At 72.7% G+C, this 23,537-nt stretch carries 20 protein-coding genes; 10 read left to right on the top strand and 10 right to left on the bottom strand.

Features of this window, described 5'->3' with window-relative positions; translation table 11 throughout:
- Positions 1-238 precede the first annotated feature (238 nt).
- From HAV40_RS23025 to HAV40_RS38950, 3 genes are all read right to left on the bottom strand, one after another.
- Positions 239-949 (bottom strand): alpha/beta fold hydrolase, encoded by a 711-nt coding sequence (locus tag HAV40_RS23025; RefSeq protein ID WP_166384568.1) that lies wholly within the window; start codon positions 947-949, stop codon positions 239-241.
- A gap of 39 nt (positions 950-988) precedes the next feature.
- Positions 989-2,074: a PIN domain-containing protein gene (locus HAV40_RS23020; protein ID WP_166384566.1), complete on the bottom strand. Its 1,086-nt coding sequence runs from the start codon at positions 2,072-2,074 to the stop codon at positions 989-991.
- A 74-nt stretch (positions 2,075-2,148) separates the two neighbouring features.
- On the bottom strand, positions 2,149-3,456 hold the full coding sequence (locus HAV40_RS38950) for an alpha/beta fold hydrolase (protein ID WP_166384564.1): 1,308 nt from the start codon (positions 3,454-3,456) through the stop codon (positions 2,149-2,151).
- Positions 3,457-3,760: 304 nt separating this feature from the next.
- On the opposite strand from HAV40_RS38950, the gene HAV40_RS23010 reads away from it, so the two are divergent.
- The 4 genes from HAV40_RS23010 (at position 3,761) to HAV40_RS22995 (ending at position 6,228) form a co-directional block, all read left to right on the top strand.
- On the top strand, positions 3,761-4,234 hold the full coding sequence (locus HAV40_RS23010; protein WP_166384562.1) for a VOC family protein: 474 nt from the start codon (positions 3,761-3,763) through the stop codon (positions 4,232-4,234).
- A gap of 64 nt (positions 4,235-4,298) precedes the next feature.
- Positions 4,299-5,783, top strand: a complete 1,485-nt coding sequence (locus HAV40_RS23005) for a dihydrolipoyl dehydrogenase family protein (protein WP_166384560.1) — start codon at positions 4,299-4,301, stop codon at positions 5,781-5,783.
- Positions 5,784-5,812: 29 nt separating this feature from the next.
- Positions 5,813-6,028 (top strand): NAD-binding protein, encoded by a 216-nt coding sequence (locus HAV40_RS23000; protein ID WP_166384558.1) that lies wholly within the window; start codon positions 5,813-5,815, stop codon positions 6,026-6,028.
- 29 nt (positions 6,029-6,057) lie between these two features.
- Entirely contained in the window at positions 6,058-6,228 is a 171-nt protein-coding gene (locus HAV40_RS22995; protein ID WP_166384557.1) for a hypothetical protein, read from the top strand.
- Between the two features lie 229 nt (positions 6,229-6,457).
- Here the strand turns inward: HAV40_RS22995 and HAV40_RS22990 are convergent, their stop codons facing one another.
- Both HAV40_RS22990 and HAV40_RS22985 read right to left on the bottom strand, forming a co-directional pair.
- Positions 6,458-6,775, bottom strand: coding sequence for a hypothetical protein (locus HAV40_RS22990; RefSeq protein ID WP_166384555.1), 318 nt, complete (start codon positions 6,773-6,775; stop codon positions 6,458-6,460).
- A 290-nt stretch (positions 6,776-7,065) separates the two neighbouring features.
- Entirely contained in the window at positions 7,066-8,148 is a 1,083-nt protein-coding gene (locus tag HAV40_RS22985) for an aldo/keto reductase (protein WP_239087047.1), read from the bottom strand.
- 393 nt (positions 8,149-8,541) lie between these two features.
- On the opposite strand from HAV40_RS22985, the gene HAV40_RS22980 reads away from it, so the two are divergent.
- Both HAV40_RS22980 and HAV40_RS22975 read left to right on the top strand, forming a co-directional pair.
- Positions 8,542-11,229: a transglycosylase domain-containing protein gene (locus tag HAV40_RS22980; protein ID WP_166384553.1), complete on the top strand. Its 2,688-nt coding sequence runs from the start codon at positions 8,542-8,544 to the stop codon at positions 11,227-11,229.
- Between the two features lie 230 nt (positions 11,230-11,459).
- On the top strand, positions 11,460-12,206 hold the full coding sequence (locus tag HAV40_RS22975) for an alpha/beta hydrolase (RefSeq protein WP_166384551.1): 747 nt from the start codon (positions 11,460-11,462) through the stop codon (positions 12,204-12,206).
- Positions 12,207-12,213: 7 nt separating this feature from the next.
- Here the strand turns inward: HAV40_RS22975 and HAV40_RS22970 are convergent, their stop codons facing one another.
- Entirely contained in the window at positions 12,214-13,110 is an 897-nt protein-coding gene (locus HAV40_RS22970) for a LysR substrate-binding domain-containing protein (RefSeq protein ID WP_239087048.1), read from the bottom strand.
- Positions 13,111-13,195: 85 nt separating this feature from the next.
- On the opposite strand from HAV40_RS22970, the gene HAV40_RS22965 reads away from it, so the two are divergent.
- Positions 13,196-14,521, top strand: a complete 1,326-nt coding sequence (locus HAV40_RS22965; RefSeq protein WP_239087049.1) for an aspartate aminotransferase family protein — start codon at positions 13,196-13,198, stop codon at positions 14,519-14,521.
- A 63-nt stretch (positions 14,522-14,584) separates the two neighbouring features.
- Here the strand turns inward: HAV40_RS22965 and HAV40_RS22960 are convergent, their stop codons facing one another.
- Together HAV40_RS22960 and HAV40_RS22955 are read right to left on the bottom strand one after the other, a co-directional pair.
- Positions 14,585-15,505, bottom strand: coding sequence for a hypothetical protein (locus HAV40_RS22960; RefSeq protein ID WP_166384547.1), 921 nt, complete (start codon positions 15,503-15,505; stop codon positions 14,585-14,587).
- A gap of 15 nt (positions 15,506-15,520) precedes the next feature.
- The gene (locus HAV40_RS22955) at positions 15,521-16,321 is read right to left on the bottom strand and encodes a MerR family transcriptional regulator (protein ID WP_166384545.1); all 801 of its coding nucleotides are present in this window, start codon (positions 16,319-16,321) and stop codon (positions 15,521-15,523) included.
- 94 nt (positions 16,322-16,415) lie between these two features.
- On the opposite strand from HAV40_RS22955, the gene HAV40_RS22950 reads away from it, so the two are divergent.
- Complete coding sequence (locus HAV40_RS22950; protein ID WP_166384543.1) at positions 16,416-16,880, top strand: hypothetical protein; 465 nt, start codon at positions 16,416-16,418, stop codon at positions 16,878-16,880.
- On the top strand, positions 16,877-17,164 hold the full coding sequence (locus HAV40_RS22945) for a transcriptional regulator (RefSeq protein ID WP_166384541.1): 288 nt from the start codon (positions 16,877-16,879) through the stop codon (positions 17,162-17,164). Before HAV40_RS22950 ends, HAV40_RS22945 begins: the two co-directional genes overlap by 4 nt.
- Positions 17,165-17,215: 51 nt before the next feature.
- On the opposite strand, the gene HAV40_RS22940 is transcribed toward HAV40_RS22945, so the two are convergent.
- Positions 17,216-17,620, bottom strand: coding sequence for a hypothetical protein (locus HAV40_RS22940; RefSeq protein ID WP_166384539.1), 405 nt, complete (start codon positions 17,618-17,620; stop codon positions 17,216-17,218).
- Between the two features lie 260 nt (positions 17,621-17,880).
- Here HAV40_RS22940 and HAV40_RS22935 point away from each other — a divergent pair, with 260 nt between their 5' ends.
- Positions 17,881-19,056: a cytochrome P450 gene (locus HAV40_RS22935; RefSeq protein ID WP_166384537.1), complete on the top strand. Its 1,176-nt coding sequence runs from the start codon at positions 17,881-17,883 to the stop codon at positions 19,054-19,056.
- A gap of 2 nt (positions 19,057-19,058) precedes the next feature.
- On the opposite strand, the gene HAV40_RS22930 is transcribed toward HAV40_RS22935, so the two are convergent.
- A complete protein-coding gene (locus HAV40_RS22930) occupies positions 19,059-23,468 on the bottom strand; it encodes a HEAT repeat domain-containing protein (RefSeq protein WP_166384535.1) in 4,410 nt (1,469 codons plus the stop codon).
- Positions 23,469-23,537 lie beyond the last annotated feature (69 nt).

Below are 23,537 nucleotides of genomic sequence, written 5' to 3'. Positions count from 1 at the left end.
GGTTTCGCGGCCCCCTAACCGGGGTCCGCCCCACTCCGGGCGGCCAAGCGATCCGGCCTCCACCCGAGCATTTCAGCCCCGGTGTTTTTGTCCGTTCCTCGCTGGCAGAGAGAACATTACGCGGCCCCTCCGGCGGCATGCAAATCGGGGTCGGTTGTCCCCCGTCACATCATCACCACCTGCCGATACCCGAATCCGATTCACTCCGGGCACTCCCGCATAACCCCAGCTCAGCTACCTAATCAGTAGCGCAATCGGGTGCCGTGGAGGCCGTCCCGGACCGCTCGACCAGGTCGGCGACCTCCACCGGGTGACTCAACGGGACCAGGTGACCGCCCGGCAACAGCTCCGCCTCGACCCCGAGCCGTTCGCGGGCGACGCGCTGCTGGAACACGGCCGGGAACATGCGGTCGTCGCGGCCGGTGAGCACCCGGATCGGCACCGCCGGCCAGGCCTCGAACACGCACGGGTCCCCGAAGATGCGCTCCGACTCGTCGCGGTCGTGGCTCAGGGCGTACGCGATGAGGTCTTCCGGCACGTCCTGGAAGAAGTCGGCCCGCAGGTCGACATCGGCGTCGGGGTCCCTGCCCTGCCGCAGGGCCAGCTCGCGCCGCGCCTCGGCGGATCCGGTGACCTCACCCCACGCGCTGGCCGTCTCGCCGGGCAGCGGGATCATCGCGTTGACGAACACGATCCCGGCCACCGGACGGCGGGCCGCCACCGCCGCTGCGGTGAACCCGCCCAGGGACAGCGCGACCAGCACCGGCTCCGCGCGCTCTCCCACGGCCGCGTCGACCGCGTCGGCGTACTCCGGAAGGCCTGCCTTGTCGTCCTCGGCGGGCAGGTCGACGCTGATCGCCTCGTGGCCGCGTGCGGTGAGCTCGGCGGCGACGCGGTGCCAGTACCAGGCGTCGCCGCCCGCGCCGGGGATGAACACGAAGGTCGTCATCCGTCCGACGCTACGCATTCCCACCGACAGAACAGCCGGCTAACGGGGCGTACTGGTGAGCAGGTAGTCGTCGGCCTCGGTGTCCCAGCGCAGGTCCACGACCCCGGCGGTGGCCGCGGCTTTGCAGAACTGCAGGAAGCTCCGGTAGCCGAGCTTCTTCTCGCTGAAGTCCGGCTGCGCGCGGCGCAGGTGGTTCTTCAGCCCGGACAGCGCCACCGGCCCCGAGCTGCGGCTCAGGTCGGCCACGACGCCGCGCAGCAGCCCGAACTCGGCCTCCGGCCCGCCGTGCTCGGGCAGTGACACCTCCGGATCCCCCTTGGCGGGTCCCTCACCCAACTCGACGACGTCCCGGCCGGCGAGATAACGCAGCAGCTCCCCGAAGGTGCGGAAGCCGTAGTCGCCCTCGGTGAACGTCGGGTCCTTGCGCAGCAGGGTGCGCTTGAGTGTCGAGGCGGTCACCGCACCGCCCGAGCTGCCCTCCAGCCCGGCTACGGTCTGCGCGACGAACACCGCGAGGCCGTCCATGTCGCGGGCCGGCTCGTCGGCGGGTGCCTGCGGTTCGAGCTCCTGCTCGACCGGCTGAGGGGTGGCCTCCTGCGGCCGGGCCTGCGCGGGCGTCCGGCCGCCCCGGGTGCGCGCGGGCCGGACCTCGACGCCTTCGAGCCGGTCGTAGTAGAGGAACTCGTCGCAGGCCGGTGGCAGCAGCGCCGAGGTCGACTGCTCGACGCCCACGCCGATGACGCGTTTGTTGAGTTCGCGGAGCTTGTGCACCAGCGGGGTGAAGTCGCTGTCGCCGGTACCGAACACGAAGGTGGAGATGTAGTCGCGCTCGAAGGCGAGCTGCAGCGCGTCGACGGCCATCTTGATGTCGGCGGAGTTCTTGCGCGAGGCGCCCATGCGCTGCGGAATGTCGATCAGCTCAACATGTGACCTGGTCAGCAGGCGGCGGTCCTCGTCGAAGTAGGACCAGTCGGCGTACGCCCGGCGCACCACGACGCGGCCGCGCTCGGCGAGCGCGTCGGCGATGGGGCGCAGGTCGAACGTCATCCCGCCGAGGTGTTCACGGGCGCCGATCGCCAGGTTCTCGTAGTCAAGGAACAGGGCAATACGATCCTCTTGATCCACGCGCTCAGCGTACGCCGAACCGCGGCGGGCCACGTCTGCCCGCACCCGGTTCGGCGTGACGCGTTCCCGCCAGGTCAGCGGTCGAGGGCGTTGATGGTGACGCGGTCGGTGGGCGAGGGCCAGTTCGGGACGGTGAAGTGCTGGGTGCCGCCGCCGGCCCGGGACTGGATGGTCACGGCGATCGTGCCGGAGGCGTCGGCGGAGGCGGGGATGTAGACGTCGGCGGCGCTGATGAACACCTCGTCGAAGTCGGCCAGCGCGGTGCTGAGGTCGGTGCGCTGGTCGACGAGCTGGTCGTGGGCGAACAGGCCGATGGCGCGCTTGTCGCGCGGCGCGGTGACCGCGTTGAGGATGTCGACGCCGCCGATGGTCAGGTGGTCGCTGTCGGCTCCCTGGTCACCCCACCATTCCTTGTATCGGGTGAGCGAGATCGCGCTGTGCCGCGGGTCGACGGGCACCCGGGCGCTGATGCCTTCGCCGGGCCGGTTGGTGAGCAGCCGCAGCAGCCGGTCGGTGCGCTCGAACGGCTGGAAGTAGTGGTGCTGGGTGTGGCCCCCGGTGTGCACGATCGCGAACTCGTAGCGGGCCTGCGGCCCGGCGGTGAACGGGCCGAACGTGCCGTCGGCGGTGATCGTGAACCGGGCGGCGGGCGCGGCGGTCTGGCGGCGGCCGGTGGCGGCGTCGATCGCGTACACGTCGACGCGTGCCCCGACAGCGGCCGCGTTGGACGGGAACAGCACCGTCCTGCCGGACAGCGTGATCGGGCCGGTCTCGGGCACGACCGCCGTGGTGGCGGGGTCCGCGCCGGTGAAGAAGCGGTGCATCTGCGTGAAGCTCTGCGTCGAGGTCACCGTCTGGGTGTGGGACTGGCCGCTCTGGTACACGTTGGTGGCGCCCCAGATGCGTCGGGTGGTGCTGCCCTCGCCCCAGATGGCCAGGGTCGGCACGCCGCCGGGGCGGCTCAGCGCGGTCGCGCCGTCGAGGTTGACGTAGTGGGCGACCTTGGCCGCGCGGGACCGCGTACGCAGGAAGGTGTGGCTCAGGAAGGTGCCCAGCGAGTGGGCGACCAGGTCGACCTGGGTCGCCCCGGTCTGCGCGCGGAGCTGGTCTATCCGCTGCTCCAGGCGGTTCAGCACGGCGGTGCTGCTCTCCGCGCCGAACGAGTAGTCGTAGTCGATGCCGTCGATGATCTCGACCGGGTAGCCGTTGCCAGCGAATCGTTTGGCCTGGGTCTCGAACTGGGCGGCGGAGCCGGCCGCGCCGTGCAGGAACACGATGGGCCGCCGTACGGCAGCGGCGGGCGGCTGCTCCGCGAAGCCCGCGGCGGCTGGTGCGGCGGTCAGCGCCAGGGCGGCGGTGACGGTCAGCAGGACGGTGCGCATCAGACCTGCCCTCCATTCTCAAGCGTGGATATGGGGAGGTCCGATGCTATGGCGGCGGCAATATCGGCCGAGTCGGCAGAATCACCAGCCTTTCGCCCATTCAGGCGACAACCGGCAGCCTGTCCGCCGACGCACCGGCATTACGAAGCAGTGACCGTCGGTCATATCGGTGGTCGCAGCCGTGCCGCGGGACGACGATGGATGGACCGGCAACTGCCCGGGGAACACGTGGTGGTCGGTGGCCGTTGAACGTGCCGACCGATAGTAGACCGGTCGACTTATTGGACCGCCGAGGAGAAGAACCATGAACCTCAAGCTCGAACTCATCGTCCTGCCCGTGTCGGACGTCGACCGCGCCAGGGCGTTCTACGAGCAGGCGGGCTTCCGCCTGGACCTCGACAAGGCCGCCAACGAGCAGTGGCGCGCGGTGCACCTCACCCCGCCCGGCTCCGAGGCGTCGATCATGTTCGGCAGCGGGCTCACCTCCGCCGCGCCCGGCTCGGTTCAGGGCCTGTACCTCATCACGCCCGACATCGATCAGGCCCGCGCGGACCTCGTCGGCCGCGGCATCGCGGTGAGCGAGGTCTTCCACGACGACAAGGGGCTGGTCTACCACGGCCACGGGGGCGGCGGCATCACCCACGACGGCCCCGGCCAGGGCCGCGTGGCCGGGCCACACCCGGAGCGCGCCGACTACGGCTCATTCGCCACCTTCAGCGACCCGGACGGCAACGGCTGGGTGCTGCAGGAGGTCAAGAACCGCGCCCCGGGGCGCTGAGGCCGTCCGCGATGATCGGGCGTACGGGGGCCCAGGATCCACATCCGACCGCAGGAGAGCAGTGATGACGCAAGCAGCGGCGAACGACGCCGACCGCACCTATGACGTGATCGTCGTCGGAGCCGGGCCGGTCGGCGAGAACGTGGCCGACCGGACCAGCGCCGCCGGGCTCAGCACCGTGATCGTCGAGCGTGAGCTGCTCGGCGGCGAGTGCTCGTTCTGGGCCTGCGAGCCCAGCAAGGCGCTGCTGCGGCCGGTGATCGCCCGCGCCGAGGCCCGCCGGGTTCCGGGGCTGCGCCAGGCGGTGGCCGGGCCGCTGGACGTCGCGGCGGTGCTCGCCCACCGCGACGAGATCGTCAACCACTGGCACGACGAGGACCAGGTCGGCTGGCTGGACTCGGTCGCGGTCGACCTCATCCGCGGCCACGGCCGCCTCGACGGCCCCCGCCGCGTCACGGTGCGGACCCCCGACGGCGGCACCGTCCGGCTGACCGCCCGCCACGCCGTCGCCGTGTGCACCGGCACCACCACGGCCCTGCCCGACACCCCCGGGCTGGACTCCGTACGGCCGTGGACGAATCGGGAGGTGACCAGTGCCGATCATGCGCCGGAACGGCTGGTGATCGTGGGCGGTGGCGTGGTCGCCGTCGAGATGGCCGCCGCGTGGCAGGGGCTCGGGTCCCAGGTGACGATGCTGGTCCGCGGCGACGCGGGACTGCTGTCGAAGATGGAGCCGTTCGCCGGGGAGCTGGTCGCCGACGCGCTGCGGGAGGCGGGTGTCGACATCCGCTACGGCGCGAGCGTGGCGTCGGTGTTCCGCGAGGGCCGCGAGGTCCGGCTGACGCTCGGCGACGGCACCTTGCTGGCCGCCGACGAGATCCTGTACGCCACCGGACGCAGCCCGGCGACCCGCGACGTGGGACTGGACACCGTCGGCCTCACCCCGGGCGACTGGCTGCCCGTCGACGACACGGGCCGGGTCACCGCCGTCGACGGCGGCTGGCTCTACGCCGCGGGCGACGTCAACCACCGGGCGCTGCTGACCCACCAGGGCAAGTACCAGGCGAGGATGATCGGCGACGCGATCGGCGCCCGCGCGAACGGCGAGCCGGTCGACGACGCCGCGTGGGGCGCGCACGTCTCGACCGCCGACCACACGGCGGTGCCGCAGGTCGTCTTCACCGACCCCGAGGTCGCCTCGGTCGGCCTGACCACCCGTGAGGCGGACGGCTCCGGCCGCCGGATCGAGGTGGTCGACTACGACATCGCCCGGGTCGCGGGCGCGCACCAGTACGCGCAGGGCTATCGCGGCCAGGCCCGGCTGCTCGTAGACCTGGACCGGGGCACCGTAGCCGGGGCGACGTTCGTCGGGCCGGGCGTCGCCGAGCTGCTGCACTCGGCCACCGTCGCGGTCGTCGGCGAGGTGCCCATCGACCGGCTCTGGCACGCCGTGCCCGCCTTCCCGACCATCAGCGAGGTCTGGCTGCGGCTGCTGGAGACCTACCGCGACCGGCACCAGCCGCGCCGCCGCCCGCCCGCGCACACCTGAGCATCCACCAGCACGAAGGAGATCGACCCATGGCAGCCAGTGACCTGGTTCTCATCGCCGGCGCCGGCGGCGTGGGCAGCGCCGTCCTCGAAAGACTGCGCGCCGGGGACGTACCAGTGCGGGCGATGGTCCGCCGTGACGGCGAGCACGCGGCCGCGCTGCGCGAGCTCGGCGCGGAGGTCGTCCTCGGCGACCTGACCCGGCCGGAGTTCGTCGCCGCCCATCGGGACCTCTACCTGGACTGAGCATCACCTGTCGCGAAGGAGACGACGCCATGCGCACCGCACCCGAGCATCCCGACACCACCGAGACCGCCCGCCGGGCCCGCTTCGGCACGCTGCCCCAGCAGATCCGCCCCGAGGAGATGGTCGAGGAGCGACCGGCCTCGACCCCGGCGGACCACACCTACAACTCCGACGACTGGCTCGTCCGCTACTGCTGGTGAGCCCACCCCGCGATGGAGGAATCCGATGCGACTGCCCAAGCCCCTCATGGTCCTGTCGATGGCGGTGCTCACGGCGAGCGTGGCGATCGGCTGCTTCGCCCACCTCACCTGACCGCCCTCAGCTCGCCCCGGCCGGTTCCGCCGGGGCGAGCGCCAGGCCGTGGTTCTGGACGCGCTGGCACCTGCCACAGCCGCTGACGGTGCCCCTGTTCGACAGCGGCCTGTCCCGCTAGGAGGGCCGGGGAGCGCGGTCCGATGCGCCGACGGCGCAGTCGGGGGCCTTGCAGTCGCGGCGGTTCCGGTGGATGCGCAGGTCGTTGGCGCTGATCCGGACCACGCTCACCGTTGGCCGGGCGGGCCCGCGCCGCCAGTAGGCGTGCTCGGCCTGCGCGGCGCGTTCGGCCTCGGCCAGCGTGAGCCGGGGCGCGACGAACTCGTGCGTACGCCAGTCCGGCCAGTCGCGGCGTACCGCGAACACGACCGTGTTGTCGGCCACGCGCCGCCGCGCCAGGCCGAACCAGCCGACACCCACCCACAGGCCACCCATGCCCCGTCCCCCGTCCTGCTTCCGTCCCCGCCGCGCCGGCCACCGGACCCGCCGCCGCGATTCCAGCGTCGCAGCGGACGCCCGATCACCCACCGTTACGTCGGCGTTCTGTCCACGGCCGGGTGAACGTGCCCACCGCATCGGCGCGGCCCATCCCGGCAGCATCGACCAAACATCGATACATTGACAACTGTGATACTAGTTCCCGTCGCAACCCAGCTCAAGGGGACCACTGAGCAAAACCGTTCCGGTCTGGACCGCGCATGGGTATCTCGGCTCGTCCCTACCGGTCAGGCGGAGGGCGCGCCGTTCCAGACCGGCGGGGCGTATCCGGCGGGCTTGTCGCCGATACCGAGACCGGGGCTGACGATCCAGGACTGGTACTGCGGCGTGAACATCGCGTACGGCCCGCCCGGCTCCGGAGCTCCGGCCTGTTCGAGGCGTTCGCGCAGCTCGGCCGGGATGGTGAAGTCGAGCGCCGCGAGGTTCGCGTCGAGCTGATCGGCACTGCTCGCCCCGATGATCACCGAGCCGACGGCGGGCTGGGTGGCCACCCAGTTGACCGCGACCTGGGCCATGCTGCGCCCGAGTTCGGCGGCGACCTTTTCCAGGGCCTCGATGACGGCCCAGTCGCGCTCGGCGACCGCGACGCCGCCCAGCCGCCCCTGGCCCGCCAGTGCGTCCCCGGTGCGGCGGTACTTGCCGGTCAGCAGGCCGCCGCCGATCGGGCTCCAGGCGGTCAACCCGATGCCCAGCGTCTGCGCCATCGCCGGATACTCGGCCTCGATACCCCGGTTGACCAGCGAGTACGGGAGCTGGAGGCTGATCATCGGGGTCATCGCGTGAGCCTCGGCGAGGCTCTGCGCGCGGGCGGCGTACCAGGCGGGCACGTCGGACAGGCCCGCGTAGCGGATCTTCCCGGCGCGGACCAGGTCGTCGAAGGTGCGCACGACCTCCTCGACCGGGGTGATCCGGTCCCAGGTGTGCAGCAGGTAGAGGTCGAGGTAGTCGGTGCCCAGGCGGCGCAGCGACGCGTCCAGGGCCCGGATGATGTGCTTGCGGCCGTTGCCCGCGGCGTTCGGGTCGCCCGGGTCGACGGTGTTGGTGAACTTGCTGGTCAGCACGACCCGGTCGCGGACCCCGGCGGCGGCGATCAACCGGCCGAGGATGGTCTCGCTCTCGCCCGCGGTGTAAAAGTCCGCCGTGTCGATGAAGTTCCCGCCCCCGTCGAGGTAGCGGCGGAGGATGGGTTCGGCCTCGCTCTCGCTCTTGCCGTAGGCCGCGTGGAAGCCGCCGGTGCCGAAGTTCATCGTGCCGAGCGCCAGCCGGCTCACCCGCAGGCCGGACCTGCCGAGCAGGTAGTAGTCGTTCACAGCTGCCGTCCTTCTTGTTCGCGTGGCGGCCCAGGATTGGACCGCTTAGTCCAACCTAGGTCGACAAAACTGGACCGTCAAGTCCAGATCTTGCGTAAGCGCAGGTCACCGCCGAACAGACGGCGGATCGCCGCTTTCGCGTACGCCATGAGGGTGTCACGCACGTGGTGTCTTGCCGGACTTAACCCGATTTGTGGGGCAGGATGTCGGGCGTGGAGTGGCCTTCGCGCGGAGGTCGCCCTCGCCGCCCATGAGAACGGCTTTCCGGGGGCTGAGCGAGGCCGCACGCGCGAACCACGCGGCGGACCGCCGCGCCCGCACCGGCCCACCGGCCGCGGAGCCCTCCCCCCTGTTCCCGCATCCAGCAACTCCCCGACCGGAAGGGTTCGCACCATGACCTCGCCCCCGGCACCCGGCTCGACCGGCGCTGCGGCACCGTCCGACGGCCCCACCAAGCAGCCCGGCCCCAGCGCCGGCCCGACCGCCCCCGGCAGCGTCCGGGCTGGTCGCAGTGGCGGCCCCGCGCCGACCGGCCCCGCACCGCTGCGCCCCGTCGCCGGACGCGCCACGGTGCCGTCCGCCACCGGCCGGACCGGCGGCAGCGGCCGGATCGCCCCGGGCCGCGCGAGCGTCGGCGGACCCGGCCGACCGGCCGCCAGCAGCACGACCCGCGTCAACACGCTGCCCCCCGGGCGCGAAGCGCCCCACGGCGGCGGCAAACGCCCCAAACGCAAGATCAGGCTAGGCCGGTGGAAGTGGCGCAGCATCGTGCTGGCCGCTGTGGCGGTCGTCGTCATGCTCGCCGGTGGCGGCCTGGTCGGCGTCGCCTACCTCTACGACTCGGTGCCCGAGCCCGCCGACTTCAGCCCGAACGAGAACACGTTCGTCTACTCGGCCGACGGCGTGCAGATCGCCAAGCTCGGCGGCGAGAACCGCGAGATCGTCTCCATGGCGTCCCTGTCCGACGAGGTGAAGGTCGCCCTCATCGCGGGCGAGGACAAGAACTTCTTCAACCACCACGGCATCGACCTGTGGGGCGTGGCCCGCGCCGCCTGGAACAACCTGACCGGCGGCGAGACCCAGGGCGCGTCGACCATCACCCAGCAGTACGCCCGCAACGCGGCCAAGGACCTGGAGGTCACCTACGCGCGCAAGCTGCGCGAGGCGGTGATGGCGCGGCGGCTGGAGGAGGAGCACTCCAAGGACGAGATCCTCGGCTTCTACGTCAACACCGTCTGGTTCGGCCGCGGCTCCAGCGGCGTCGGCGCGGCGGCCAAGGCCTACTTCAACAGGTCGGCCGCCCAGCTCACGGTCGAGCAGGCGGCGGTGCTCGGCGCGGTGCTCAAGCAGCCCGAGCCCAACGACTACGACGGCACCAAGGGCTACGACCCGCACCTCAGCCCCGAGGCGGCCAAGATCCGCTGGAACTACGTGCTCGACAACATGGTCGAGATGGGACGCCTCGACCAGGCCAAACGCGCTGCCATGGTGTATCCGGACAAGACGCTGCGCAAGTACTCCGCGCGCTCCGGGGAGACGGGCATCCAGGGCACCGGCACCGGCTTCGTGATCAACAAGTACGTCGAGCGGGAGATGGCCGCCTGGGGCATCACGGACTGGCGCAACAAGGGCTACCGGATCACCACGACGATCAACTCCAAGGCGCAGCGGGCGCTGGAGGCGCAGCTGTTCCGCACGTTCGAGTGGAAGGAGACGTGCGAGGGCAAGGGCGACGAGAAGGAGTGCGTCAACGACGTCGTCAAGGCGGTCGACCCCAAGGTCGACGGGGCGTACACCAAGATCAAGGGTTATCCGAAGAACGTGATCGCCGCCGGGGTCGCCATCGACCCGCGCAACGGCCGGGTGCTGGCCTACTACGGCGGCGCGGACGGCACCGGCATCGACTACGCCGGGAAGATCAACGAGGGCACGATCTGGGAGGACGGCGGGCACCCGCCGGCGTCGTCGTTCAAGGTCTACACCCTCGCCGCCGCCATCGACGCGGGCATCTCGCTCAGGTCCACCTGGGACCCGACGCCGATCGTGGCCACCGGCAAGAAGCGCAACTGCGACAAGTACCAGCTGTGCCCGTACGAGGTGGAGAACGCCGGGCGCGAGGCCGGCAGCCTCAAGTGCAAGCGCAAGTGCACCCTGATGGACGTCACCCGGATGTCACTGAACGTGCCCTTCTTCAAGATCGCTAAGAAGATCGAGCCGAAGAACGTCGTCGCCATGGCGCACGCCGCCGGGATCGACACCATGTGGGCGCTGAGCGACGGCAAGGCCCGCGACCTGACCAAACCCGAGACCGACACGAGCCGGGCCTCCTTCGACTACCAGGTCGGCTTCGGGCAGTACCCCGTCACCGTGCTCGACCACGCCACCGGCATGGCGACCTTCGCCAACCACGGCGTCTACAACAAGCCGCACGTCGTGCTCAAGGTCGAGAAGAAGGACGAGCGGACCGGCAAGTACGCGCTGGTGCCCAACACCGGCGAGGTCAGCCGGGCCGAGCGGCGCATCCGGCAGGAGGTCGCCGACGAGGTCACCGGCATGCTCAAACAGCTGCCCAAGTCCTACTACCACGCGCTGGCCGGGGGCCGTGAAGCCGCCGCGAAGACCGGCACCTGGGAGAGCAAGGTCCAGGACAAGGCCCACTCCAACGTATGGACCGTCGGCTACACCCCCCAGATCGCCACCGCCATCTGGGTCGGCAACGTCAAGAACGCCTCGGACCCGATCTACCGGCCCAAGGCCCTGGGCGGCGGCAACATCACCAGCGTCGGCCTGCCCGCCGACATCTGGCAGGGCTTCATGAACCAGGCCCATGCGGACATGAAACTGAAGCTGGAACCCCTGGCCACCGGCACCAACGGCAAGCTCGGCGAGGTCGAGGGCGTGGGTGACGGCGTCGAACCGTCCAAGAAGCCGAAACCGGACGACGACTGCGACCCCAAGCCGGCCTGCCTGGCCGCCAGCCCGACCATGCCCGGCAACGCCGCCGTGGTGCCACCGACCCCGTCGACCGGCCCACCCGGACCCGCCACCCCCCTGGCTCCCCTACCCTCCGCCTCCGGCTGAACACCACCCACCCCCACCAACCCACCAACCCGCCCCACCCACCCGCCCGACCCGCCCGGCAATGACGCTGGCCTATCCGGATGACTTCGATCACGAAAAAGTCATCCGGATAGGCCAGCGTCTATCGCTAGCGGGGCGGCCGCAGCCCCTGCCCCCGAGCGCCAGGGCGTGGCAGTATGGCGGCACCCGTCACATACGGGCCGTCACTGATGCCGCGACCGGGAGCCCTCATGGACAACGCCATCGACCACGCTCCCCTGCACCACGACGGCGACGACGGCATCGGCGTCGTGGTCTGCCACGGCTTCACCGGTTCGCCGCACAGCATGCGGCCCTGGGCCCGGCACCTGGCCGCGCAGGGCTGGTCGGTGCGCCTGCCGCTGCTGCCCGGCCACGGCACCACCTGGCGCGACGCCAACCGCACCACTTGGCAGGACTGGTACGGCGAGGTCGAGCGCGCGCTCACCGACCTGCGGCAGCACTGCTCGTCGGTGTACGCCGTCGGCCTGTCCATGGGCGGCACCCTCGCCCTGCGGCTCGCCCAGCAGCACCCCGACCTGGCCGGGATCGTGCTGGTCAACCCGGCCGTCACCATGCTGCGCTGGGACGCCAAGCTGCTGCCCGTGCTCGGCCTGGTCGTGCCGTCGGTGCCCGCGATCGGCAACGACATCGCCAAGCCCGGCGTCGACGAGGGCGCCTACCCGCGCACCCCGGTGCGGGCGGCCGCGCAGCTGCGCCGCTTCCAGGCCGTCGTCCGCGCCGACCTGCCCAAGGTCGCCCAGCCGGTGCTGCTCTACCACTCCGCCGACGACCACGTCGTGGAGCCCGTCAACAGCGAGATCGTCCTGAAGGGCATCTCGTCGGCCGACGTGCGGGAGGTCGTCCTGCACGACAGCTACCACGTGGCGACCCTCGACCACGACGCGCCGCAGATCTTCGACGGCAGCGTGGCCTTCATCCAGCGCCTGAGCAGCTGACCGCCGGTCAGCCCGGCACCCGTGCCGCGGCCAGCCCACGCAGCTCGTCGAGCACGATCCGGGCGGCGGCGGTCAGCGCCGACCCACGGCGCACGGCCGCGTACACCTGCCGGGTCAGCGGCTCACGCAGCGGCCGGACGTCGACCCGGTACCGGCGGTCGACGGCCAGCTCGGGCAGCAGCGACACCGACAGTCCCGCCTCGACGTGCGCCAGCAGCAGCTCGTAGCTGGCGAAACGGCCCGCCACCCGCGGTTCGAAACCGGCCTGCCGGCAGCTGCCGGTCACCAGCCGCGACAGGTAGGTGCCGGGCAGGTCGACCGACCAGGCCGCCTCGGCGTAGTCGGCCAGGTCCACCGGCCCGCCGTCGTCGCCGGTCTGCGGCGTGACGAGCACGACGGCGTCGGCGAGCAGCGGGATGGCGTGCACGTCGCGGTCCAGCGGGGTGGAGCCGTCGATGACGTCGGCGGTCACGATGATGTCGCAGTCGCCACGGCGCAGGGCCGGGTGACCGGCCTGCGGGTCGAGTTCGCTGATCTCCAGCTCGATGCGCGGATGCGCCTGCCGCAGCCGGGCGGCGAGCGGGATGACCAGGGTGCGTACGGCGCTGGAGAACGCGGCCAGCCGCACCGGTCCGGCGGGCTGCCCGGACAGGTCGCGCAGTTCGGCCTCGGCCGCCTTGACCTGGTCGAGGATGACGCGGGCGTGCCGGGCCAGGGTGCGCCCGGCGGCCGTGAGCTGCACCCGGCGACCGACCCGCCGCAGCAGCTCGGCGTGGGCCTCCGCCTCCAGCACCGCGAGCTGCGCCGACACCGCCGACGGGCTCAGGTGCAGCGCCGCCGCGACGGCCCGCACCGTGCCGAGGCTGTCCAGCAGGCTGAGCATCTCCAGGCGAGCGGTGTTCACGGCGGCTCCTTGTGCAGATAATCCGCACAGGCTAGCCGGATATCGGAGCTTTTCGCGTACAGCGGCGATCCCTATCGTGAAGCTCATGACGCTGATGAGCGAGCAGGGCACCGCCGAGCAGTTCTGGTCCGACGCGCAGCGCCACCTGGTGCGCTACGGCGGCCCGTTCACGCCGGAGATCATCGAGAGCGCGGCGGGCAGCTACGTGTTCACCGCCGACGGCCGCCGCATCCTCGACTTCACGTCGGGTCAGATGAGCGCGATCCTCGGCCACTGCCACCCGGCGATCGTGGCGACGGTGCAGCGGGAGATCGCGAGTCTCGACCACCTGTTCAGCGGCATGCTGTCGCGCCCGGTCGTCGAGCTGGCCCGGCGGCTGTCCGAGACGCTGCCCGCGCCGTTGGACAAGGTGCTGCTGCTGACCACCGGCGCGGAGTCCAACGAGGCCGCGATCCGGATGGCGAAGCTGGTCACCGGCAAGCACGAGATCGTCGCGTTCGCGCGCTCGTGGCACGGCATGACCGGGGCCGCGGCAGCCGCGACGTACAGCGCGGGCCACCAGGGCTACGGCCCGACCGCGCCGGGCAACTTCGCGATCCCGACGCCGAACCCGTACCGGCCGGACTTCACCACCGCCGACGGCGAGCTGGACTGGCGGCGGCAGCTCGACCACGGTTTCGCGATGGTCGACGCGCAGTCGTCGGGCAGCCTCGCGGCCTGCATCGTCGAGCCGATCCTCAGTTCCGGCGGGGTCATCGAGCCGCCGCCGGGCTACTTCGCGGCGCTGGCCGCCAAGTGCCGCGAGCGCGGCATGCTGCTCATCGTCGACGAGGCGCAGACCGGGCTGTGCCGCACCGGCGACTGGTACGCGTTCGGCCGCGACGGGATCGTGCCCGACATCCTGACGCTGTCCAAGACGCTCGGCGCGGGCCTGCCGCTGGCGGCCGTGGTGACCAGCGAGGAGATCGAGCAGCGGGCCCACGAGCGCGGTTACCTGTTCTACACCACGCACGTGTCCGACCCGCTGGTCGCGGCGGTCGGCAACACGGTGCTCGACGTGCTGCAGCAGGAGCGGCTGGACCTGCGGGCGCAGGAGCTGGGCGCGTTCCTGCGCGCCGGGCTGCTCGACATCCAGCAGCGGCACGAGGCCGTCGGCGACGTACGCGGCCGTGGCCTGATGCAGGGCCTCGAACTCGTCGCCGACCGCGCGACCAAGCAGGGCGCGGACCTGCTGGGCGCGCAGGTCACCCGCCGGTGCCTCGAACTCGGCCTGCACCTGAACGTGGTGCAACTGCCCGGCATGGGCGGCACGTTCCGCATCGCCCCGCCGCTGACCGCGACCCGGCAGGAACTGGCCCTCGGCCTGGAGATCCTCGACCAGGCGCTCGGCGAGGCCACCGCAGCCGCCTGACCGCGGAACGGGCGGGAGATCGCCGGACCGGCGGCGGAGCGCCGTGCACGCCTGCGCCGGCCGCTACGTCAGAGCCTCGCGTAGCTCGTCGTAGGTCGGGGCGAGCAGCCGTAGCGCGGCCGCCGCCGTCGGGAAGTCCTTGGTGACGATCGGGTGCTGCAGCGAGCCGACGATGCGGGCCTGCTCCGCGGCGATCCCGGCGGCCTTGTCGTAGCCGGCCAGCAGCAGGCAGTCGGCGGTGTCGGCGAGGCGGCGCGCGCCGACCCGGATCGCGAAGTACATCAGGTGCTCGCGCAGCCCGTCACCGGCACCGGCCTCGACCAGCTCGGCGACCCTCTCGGCGGCGGCGCCGTTGGCTAGGCTGCCCGGCGGCATCGCGATGTCGGCGCGGGGCGTCAGCCAGGCGATCGCGGCCGGGATGATCGACCGGATCGCGTCGGCGTCGGCGACGTCGGCGATCTTCACGAAGTCGGTCCGCATCGTGTACGGGTCCCCGTAGCTGACCGTCTCGGCCTGCCACGCGGTCATGAAGTCCCCCACCGGCACCTGCGCGTACGGGAACCCGTGCGGGTCGTGGATCAGCACCCGCTCGTCGTCCACGTCCAGCGCGACCACGAAGTGATCGGCCCCGATCGGGCCGTTCATCTCGGGCTGGTGGCGCAGGTGCCCCATCTCGACCGGCCCGACCCACACCGGCCCGCGCTCGACGGCCGCCGCCAGCCGGGCCAGCGCCGCGTCGGCGTCCCCGCCCTTGCTGACCGTCGACGTCCAGCCGATCGCGGCGAGCGCCTGGTCGAACCCCTGCTCGGGATCCCACCCGTACGCGTCGAAGAAGACCAGCGTGCCGCCGATGAGCTGCATGCCGAACGGCCCGCCGGTGGCGACCTCGATGACCGCCGTCGACGGCGACCGCTCGCCGAGCAGCATCGCGAACGAGTTGGCGTAGCAGTACGGGCCGCTGCCGACATAGGGAAGGTGGCGCATGGGGAACCTCTCGCTTCAGGGGACGGTGACCGGGTACGCGACGTCGAAGCGCGTGCCGGTGCCCGGATAGACCTCGTAGGGGTGGCCGGTGCAGACGACGCCGGGGCGCGCGTCCGTCCAGGCCTCGACGGTGTCGTAGACGCGCAGGATCAGCGGCAGGTCCTCGCACGAGGCGGGCACCGGCAGGTAGACGGCGGTGTGCGCCGGGATGAGGCGTACGTGCAGGTCGCCGACGGGTTCGACGCTGCCCGTGCAGGCGAGGGCGACCTCGACGTACCCGTCGCTGTCAGGGGTGATCAGGTCCTCGAAGAACACGTACCGGTGGCCGTCGGCGGCCAGCCCCGAGGCGCGCAGGTGGGCGCGGGCGTCGCGCTCGGCGGCGGCGGTGAACCCGGCCAGCGCGGTGGAGTGGATCCGCTGCCGCCGCCCGAGCACCTTGATCGCGGGCACCTCCCGCACCGCCACGGCGTCGGCGAGTCCGGTGTCGACCGACGAGCCCTGCACCGCCTCCACGACGGCCGCCCGGTCGTCGAGCAGGGCGCGCTGGGCGTGCAGCCAGCCCCGCAGTTCCAGGGCCCGGTCCTGCGGCGGCAGGTCGGCGAGCACGGCGATGCGGGCCAGCGGCAGCCCGAGCCGCCGCAGGCGCGCGATCACGCGGGCACGAGGCAGCTGGTCGGGGCGGTAGTAGCGGTAGCCGGTGGCCGGGTCGATACACGCGGGCGGGAGCAGGCCCTGTTCGGCGTAAAGGCGCAGCGCTTTGGGCGACAGCCGCGCCGCCGCCCCGAACTCCCCCGCCAGCAGGTGGTCCCGTGTCACCCGGCCAGTCTGCGGCGTGCCCTTGGGGCGAGGTCAAGCCGCTCGGAAACTTTCTACTTGCACAAGTGGAAAGTATTAGCCTATGGTTTCCGTCATGGAAAGTATTAGCCTTGCGGAGCAGCTCAAGGCAGCCGAGCGCGGTGCCGCCGCCCCGTACGTCGACTACCCGGCCACCCCGTGGTGGTACGCCCCCGCCGTCGGCGCGTGGGCCGCCGCGATGATCGGCACGTTCACCTGGTGGCGCGAGAACGCGGTCCTGTTCGTCGGGTCACTCGTGGTCCTGATCGCCGCCGAGCTGCTGTTCGTCACCTGGATGAAGCGCCGCCACGGCGCGCTGCCGATGCCCGGCAAGGGCACCCCGCCCGCCGAGATCTCCGCGTTGTGGCGCGGTTACGCGCTCGCCCTGCCCATGACGGTCCTGCTCGTCGCCGCCGTCTGGTGGCTCGGTGGCGTCCCGGCGGCGGCCGGTGCCGCGTTCGTGCTCGTGACCGCCGGCCTGGCCCTCTACGAGCGGCGTTATGCCGCGGCCGCCGCCCGGACCCGGGACCGCCTGCGGTGATCGACGGCCTGGACCCGGTCATCCACGTGCCCAAGCGCCTGGCCGCGATGGCGGTGCTGGCCAACGCCCCGTCGGTGTCGTTCCGCTTCCTGAAGGACCACCTGAAGCTCACCGAGTCGGACCTGTCCAAGCAGATGTCCGCCCTTGAGGCGGCAGGCTATGTCAGCGCGGCCAAGGACGGGCACGGCCGCGGGAGCAGCACCACCTACCGGATCACCAAGGCGGGACAGCAGGCGTACGAGACACACTGCGCGGTCCTGCGGGCGCTGATCGGCGCGGCCTGACCCGGTCCGGGCCGGACGCCCGCCGACCCGGCGGACGTCCGGGCACCGGGCCTACTCGCCCTTCGGGTCCGGGCAGTTGATCTGCACGGTCACGGTGCCGGTCTGCCCGTTGGCGGCGACCGTGATGACAGCCTGGCCGGACCAGGTCGGGTGGACGTCGGCCCAGGCGTTGTGCAGGTAGCCCAGGCCGTTGCCGCTGCCGTCGGTGGTGAAGGTGTCGTCGTGGTCGAAGCCGTACGCGGTCGACGCGGTGTAGACGGTGTTGGGCTGGCCGCCGGACACCGCGACGTACACCTGCGCGCCGAGGTCGTTGCAGCCGTCAAGGGTGCTGGTCAGCTGCCCGACCGGCGTCTGCGCGGTGTCGGCGAGCGCGACCTCGTGCACGGCCAGTGTCGTGGCGAGCGCGACACCGGCGATGCCGAGCGCGCGGAGGGCGTTGATCCGAAGGGTGGACACGTTGACCCCGTTTCGTCCCGGTCCCGGCGGCGTGTCCGCCGCGACTTGCGACCACAGTAGACAGACGGGCGCGGCCGTGGGGGGCGTGAGTAACCGATGGCGGCACGATCTTCACCGGAAGTCGTCGGGCGCACACGACTGGCGTGACGGGTGACGAGGTCGCGGGTTGAGCGGCGGCCGTCACCGGTGCGGGTGGCTCCGCTGTCGGGCATGCGTCGCCGCACTGGCCACTCGCCGTAAACAGTGGCTGTAATCGATGTATGATCCCGGCCGCTGAAAGTGCCTTCGCCCGACGTTCCAGCTCACCGGCCGCACTGGGGCGCACCCTGGCGGCGGTCGGCGAGCGGGCACCGATCGTGTTCGACGAGCTGATGAACGCGCCGCTGGTGCTGCGGCACCGGGACGTGAGCGCCGCGCTGCGCGACACCGCCACGTTCAGCACCCGCTTCTACGGGATGGGCCCGATGAGCGCGGCGATGATCGCCCTCGACGGTCCGCCGCACCAGCGGCTGCGCCGCGCGCACAACCGCTTCTTCAGCGCCGCCGCGAGCGCGAAATACGCCCAGGCCATCGCGCCGATCGCGGCCCGGGTATTCGGCGGTCTGCCCGCCGACGCCGAGGTCGAACTCGTCGAGCAGGGCATCGCCCGGTATCCGATGGAGGTCTTCCTCACCCTGCTCGGCATCCCCGACGACCTGGGCGACCAGGGCCTGACCTGGGTACGCGAGATCATCACGTGGCTGGGCTCGCCGATGGACGAGTCCGTGGCCGCACCGGGGCAGCAGGCGTTCGCACAGCTCAGCGAGTACACCGCCACGCTGGTGCGGCGGGCGCGGGTGGACCGCGGCGACAACATGCTCGGCGAGATCATCCGGGCGTTCGAGGCCGAGGACGCCTACTCCCTGGACGAGGTGACGACGGCGGTGGTCAGCCTGCTGCTCGGCGGGTTCGAGACCACCATCCAGATGATGTCGGCGACCGTCTCCGCGCTGCTGCTCAACCCCGACGCGCTCGCGCGGGTACGGGCCGACGCGAGCCTGACCGAGGCCGCGATCGAGGAGGCCTTCCGCTGGGCCAACCCGACAGCCGGGCTCTACCGCCTGGTGACGCGCGACGTCGAACTCGCCGGAACCCCGCTGGCCGCGGGCAGCATGGTGTACGTGTGCATCGCCGCCGCGCACTTCGACGCGCAGGTCTACCCCGAGCCGGCGGCGTTCCGGCTGGACCGGCGGGGCGGCGTGCACCTGGGCTTCGGTCTTGGCCCGCACTACTGCGTCGGTGCGCCGCTGGCCCGCATCGAGGTCAGCGCGGCCGTCACGGCGCTGCTGGACGCCTGCCCGCGCCTGCGTCTGAACCCGGCCGCGCCGCTGAGTTTCCACTACGGCGCGCGGGGCTTCGTCCAGCACGGCACCGAGGCCCTGCCGGTGCTGACCTGACCTCAGCCGACCCGTTCCTCCTGCTCCGCGATCTGCGCGAGGACGGTCTCGTAGCGGTGCCGCCGGTCCGGGCGGGCATGCCCGGCCGCGTGCCGGAGCGCCGGAGTCGCCGTAACCCCGAACCGGACCAGAGCCTGAGTCGCGGAGGTGCGGATCGAGGGATGGGCGTGTGCCAGCAGGCCGATGATCTCGGGGATCGCCGCCTGATACCCCGCGTGGCCCAGGGCTTCGACGGCCGACCGGACCACGGCGGGCTCGCGGTCGCCGAGCAGCAGTGCGGTATGGCGCAGGTGGGTCGGGCGATCCAGGAGTCTGCGGCCGATGCGATGCGCGTGCAGGCGGACGCCGGTCTCCGGGTGATGCAGCAGTTCGGCCAGCAGGCCGACCAACTCCGGGTCCGCGCCGGAGCGGTCGTCCTCCCGGGCTTCGGCCAGGCGGGTCAGCGCCCGGCGGACCTGTTCGGGACGGCCGGTGCGGATCAGCGAGATCAGCTCGTGGCCGGCGGGTCCGGGCGGTGCGGGCTCCACGGTCGGCCGCTCCCGCAGCGCCGCCAGCCGGGCGGCGTCGTCGGCGGCCGCGCTGGGCTCGCGCAACGGGCCGTCCACCAGGGTCAGCTTGTCGGCGAGGTCGTCACGCCCCTCGGCCCGCAGCCGCCGGACCGTCTCGACCAGCGCCGGGGTGCGCAGCAGGGTCCGTCCGGCGATCAGATCGAGAAGACCCCAGGCTCCGGCGTACAGGCGTCCGCCGAGATTCTGGGCGACGGCGTCGGGCACCCGCCCCAGCGCCTGCGCGGCCGCCGCGCGCGTCGCGGGCCCGCCGTTCTCCCACGAGTGCACCAGCAGCGCAATGAGGCGGTGCAGGTCCGGAGCGTCGAGGTGGAGAGCCGCAGCGGCGATGCGCTCCCGTCCGGTGTCGCTGCCGGAGGCCAGGGTCCGCAGTTCGGCCTCATCGATGGTGGCCAGGGCCCGTGCCAGGTCGACACGGACGGTGACGTCGACGCTTCCGCGCAGGTACGCGCGCAGCACAGCGCGGGCCGTCTCGGGTTCGGGCCAGGTAAGCAGTGCCGTGGCCGCCGTGTCGCGGCGGCCCGCGTCCGCGCCGTCGAGCATCGCGAGCAGGCGGTCACGCTGTGCGGCCGAGCGTGGCTGGTCGAGATCGCCGTCGCGCGGTGCCCGTGGCGCGGGAACGGGCCGGCGGGCGTCCTCGGCGATGGTCCAGGGCGGTGCGCCGACCGGCTGGAGGGTCTCCATCCAGTCCAGCAGCGCGTCGCGGGCGTCACGGTGCGCGGCGGGAAACAGGTCGATCAGAGCGTCGAGCCGGTGGCGGGACGGGACCGTGCCGTCGTCACCGGCCCGGAAGGCACCGAGCGCCTCGGTGGTGCGTACGGCCGCTTCGAGCCCGCGCCGCCAGGCCGCGGCTTCGCCGGTCCCGGGAGTGGCGGTGATGGCGAAGGCGTCGCGCAGCACGGCGGTCTCGCCGCGCCACGGGTCGGCACCGAGCCGCGCCCCGGCCAGGGCCTGCTCCACGTCGGCGCGGGTCAGCACCGCGCCGCACCCGCGCAGCACGGGCAGCGCCGACCGTTTCCCAGCGGCGGTGGGCGGCAACGCGCGCAGCCGGGCCGCCAGGTCGACCGCCTGGGTGCGTGGCAGCGTCGGCGCGACCGCTTCGAGGACCGCGAGCAGATCGTCCCGGTCGTCGCCCGTGGCATCGGCGAGGGCCGCCACCAGGGTCCGGGCCGACCGGCCCAAGAGCTTCAGCTCGTCGGACGGCCACGGGGCGGGGCAGAGCCGCAGGGTGAGCCGCAGCGTCGCGGGCCGTAGGGCCGGTTCGTCGGCGGCCAGCCGGAGCCAGTCGGCCAGCATCGGACGCAGCTGGGCGGACCGGTGTGCCCGGCCCGCCGCGACGCCGCGCGGTTCGTCCAGTGCGCGCAGGTGCTCGGGCTGCCGCGTGTGGCTGCTCACGATCCGCAGCGCGGCAGCGGTGTCCCAGCCGTCGCGCACGAGCGTGGCGATGTCCTCGTCGGACGGCCCGGCGGGCGGCGGCGCGGCCGGTGCCGCGATGCCGTGTGCCGCGAACTGCGCCGCCAGGTCGCCTACGGTTCCGCAGGCGAGCCTGACCTGCTGTGCGGCGATCAGCGCCAGCAGCACCGGCGCGACCGGTGAGCCCTGCCGCGCCAGAGCGCCGACCGCCCGCGCCGACGGGACACCGTCCAGGCCGCGTAGCAGCAGTTCCCGGCTCCGCTCGTCGTCGGACTGCTCGGCCGCCGCCAGGACGGTCGCGGTGTAGGCGTCGCCGAGGATCGCTCGCAACGCCCTGATCAGGCTCGCGCGCAGGCCGGGATTGTCGTGGCGGCCGAGCCAGAACAGCAGCTCGGGCACCGTGGCCGGGGTGCCGGCGTGGACCAGTACGTCCGCGGCGGTCTTCTTGATGTTCATGACGGGGTGGTCCAGTGCCGCCGCGATCACCGGTGCCGCCCAGTGGGCCCGGACGTGACCGAGGGCGAGCAGCGCCTGCCGGACGGTCTCCCGGTCAGGGGCGGTGACCAGCGTGATCAGGCTCGCCGACAGCGCTTCGGCGTCCCCGCCGGTGGTGTCGGCGGCCAGCAGCGCGATCACGTGCTTGCGTACGTGGCGGTCGCGGTGGCGCAGCAGCCGGTGCACCCGTGCGCGGGTGCCCGCGTACGGCACCCGTCGCAGCAGGACGAGCAGTGCGGCCTGCTCGCCGCCGGACAGGCCGGGGCGGTCGAGCAGGTCCAGTGCCGTCGTCGCGAGCAGCGCACGGCCCGCCTCGGCGGCGTCGGCGGCCTCGCGCAGGCAGAACGGGCGCAGCTTGCCGCGCTCGCGCAGGCGTTCGCCGAGTGCCTGGATCGCGTCCACGACCTCGTCCGGCACCGAGGGCTCACCGGACGGCGGGACGTCCGGGTGCTGCGCCTTGGGCGGCCACGGTGACGCGGGGCCACTCGGCTCACCCGACGCCGCCAGGTCTGCCACGATCCGCAGCAGCAGGTCGGCGATGGTCGGCAGGGTCGCCGTGTCGCCCTGCCGGGCCAGGCTGAGCAGCGCCTGCACCGGGTCGTCCTCGGCGAACCCGGCGGCGAGCAGGGCCAGCTCCCGGCGGTCGGGCGCGCCGAGGTCGGCCGCGATGCGGCGCGGCACGTCGCGGGGGTTGAGCCGGGACACGATCACGGTACGGCGGCGGGGATCGTCGACGAGATGCCACAGCAGCTCCAGGGCCTGGTCGCGGACCGGCCACAGGTGGGGCGCCATGACACTGACGGCGTCGCCGTCGGGCAGGCCGAGTCCCTGCCACAGCACGGCCGCCGTCCGCGGGCCGCCGATCGCCTCCAGCGTGCGCAGTGCCGCTCCCGGTGTGCGGGGCAGCATCTCCAGGACCGACGCCTCGGCAGGCACGTGACGCAGCGCCCGGATCGCGGCCAGCAACGGCTCGGGACGCGCGGCCCCGGCGAGCAGGCCGGTGATCGCCTCGCCGACCGGCAGGTCACCGCCGCCCTGGCGGGCGAGGTCGACGAGCAGGTCCAAGCGACGCGGCCAGGAGTCGTCGGCGGCTTCGGCGGCGAGCAGCGCGTCGAACGCCGCACCTCGGCACGTGAACACGATCGTGGCCACGTCGGTGGAGGGCACGCTGTGGTCGGCGAGCGCCAGCCCCACGACCGCTTCGGCGTCGGCGGCGGCCGGGAAGTGGCCGCGCCGGTGCATCGCCCGCAGGCAGGCGATCGTGGGTGCGGCGAGCAGCAGCGGATCGGTGGCGGCGTAAGCGGCCAGCGCGCCGACGTCCTCGTGTGCGGCCAGCTCACCCAGGGCCCGCATCGCCTGCTGCCGCGTCGCGGGCGGCATCGCCTCGTCGGCGACGACGTCCCGGAGGAGGTCACCGTGTCCGTGCCGGGCCGCGACGGCGATCGCCGCGTCGGCGGTCTCGGGCGCGTCGGCGGTCAGCAGCGTCCGGAGCCTTTCCGGCCCGACGGCGGCGAGTGCCGCCCACGGCTCGGCCAGCTCACGGAGCACCGGCACGGCCACGCTCGGCGACGCCAGCAGCCCGGTGAGGTGCTCGCGGGCACGGGCCGGGGCCAGCAGTGCGGCGCGCAGCCCCTCGCGGGCCAGCCGCAGCGCCTCGCGGTGCAGCACCAGGTCACCACCGGCGACCAGCTCGCCGATCAGCTCGTCCAGCAGGTCGGTGTCGACGGCGGCGATCCCGGCCACCGCCTGGTACAGCAGTTCCCCGGTTTGTCCCTGAACCGTCGACGGCGCGTCGGCGATCTCGGCCCGCAGCCATACGAGACGCACGCTGACCGGCAGCTCGCCCGGCGGGAAGCCGCCCGCGCCGAGGTGGCCCGTCAGCCAGCCGAGGTCGCCCCGCCGCACCGCGGCCCGCACCTGCTCACTCACCGACGTCATGCCGCCAGATGCTAGTGCGCGCGCGGCCGGCCGGAGCTGTCGCTCCGGCCGGCCGCGGTGGATGGTGCC

This window comes from Catellatospora methionotrophica (genome assembly GCF_011297335.1).
GTDB classification, from domain to species: Bacteria; Actinomycetota; Actinomycetes; order Mycobacteriales; family Micromonosporaceae; genus Catellatospora; species Catellatospora methionotrophica.
This window is presented reverse-complemented; position numbering and strand designations above follow the sequence as displayed.

Bases quoted from the DNA above. Each gene is read 5' to 3' on its own strand.
- HAV40_RS22990 (WP_166384555.1), bottom strand. From the start codon at position 6,775: ATGGGTGGCCTGTGGGTGGGTGTCGGCTGGTTCGGCCTGGCGCGGCGG.
- HAV40_RS22975 (WP_166384551.1), top strand. From the start codon at position 11,460: ATGGACAACGCCATCGACCACGCTCCCCTGCACCACGACGGCGACGAC.
- HAV40_RS22995 (WP_166384557.1), top strand. From the start codon at position 6,058: ATGCGCACCGCACCCGAGCATCCCGACACCACCGAGACCGCCCGCCGG.
- HAV40_RS22930 (WP_166384535.1), bottom strand. From the start codon at position 23,468: ATGACGTCGGTGAGTGAGCAGGTGCGGGCCGCGGTGCGGCGGGGCGAC.
- HAV40_RS23005 (WP_166384560.1), top strand. From the start codon at position 4,299: ATGACGCAAGCAGCGGCGAACGACGCCGACCGCACCTATGACGTGATC.
- HAV40_RS23025 (WP_166384568.1), bottom strand. From the start codon at position 949: ATGACGACCTTCGTGTTCATCCCCGGCGCGGGCGGCGACGCCTGGTAC.
- HAV40_RS22935 (WP_166384537.1), top strand. From the start codon at position 17,881: ATGATCCCGGCCGCTGAAAGTGCCTTCGCCCGACGTTCCAGCTCACCG.
- HAV40_RS23000 (WP_166384558.1), top strand. From the start codon at position 5,813: ATGGCAGCCAGTGACCTGGTTCTCATCGCCGGCGCCGGCGGCGTGGGC.
- HAV40_RS23010 (WP_166384562.1), top strand. From the start codon at position 3,761: ATGAACCTCAAGCTCGAACTCATCGTCCTGCCCGTGTCGGACGTCGAC.
- HAV40_RS38950 (WP_166384564.1), bottom strand. From the start codon at position 3,456: ATGCGCACCGTCCTGCTGACCGTCACCGCCGCCCTGGCGCTGACCGCC.
- HAV40_RS22960 (WP_166384547.1), bottom strand. From the start codon at position 15,505: ATGCGCCACCTTCCCTATGTCGGCAGCGGCCCGTACTGCTACGCCAAC.
- HAV40_RS22950 (WP_166384543.1), top strand. From the start codon at position 16,416: ATGGAAAGTATTAGCCTTGCGGAGCAGCTCAAGGCAGCCGAGCGCGGT.
- HAV40_RS22965 (WP_239087049.1), top strand. From the start codon at position 13,196: ATGACGCTGATGAGCGAGCAGGGCACCGCCGAGCAGTTCTGGTCCGAC.
- HAV40_RS22980 (WP_166384553.1), top strand. From the start codon at position 8,542: ATGACCTCGCCCCCGGCACCCGGCTCGACCGGCGCTGCGGCACCGTCC.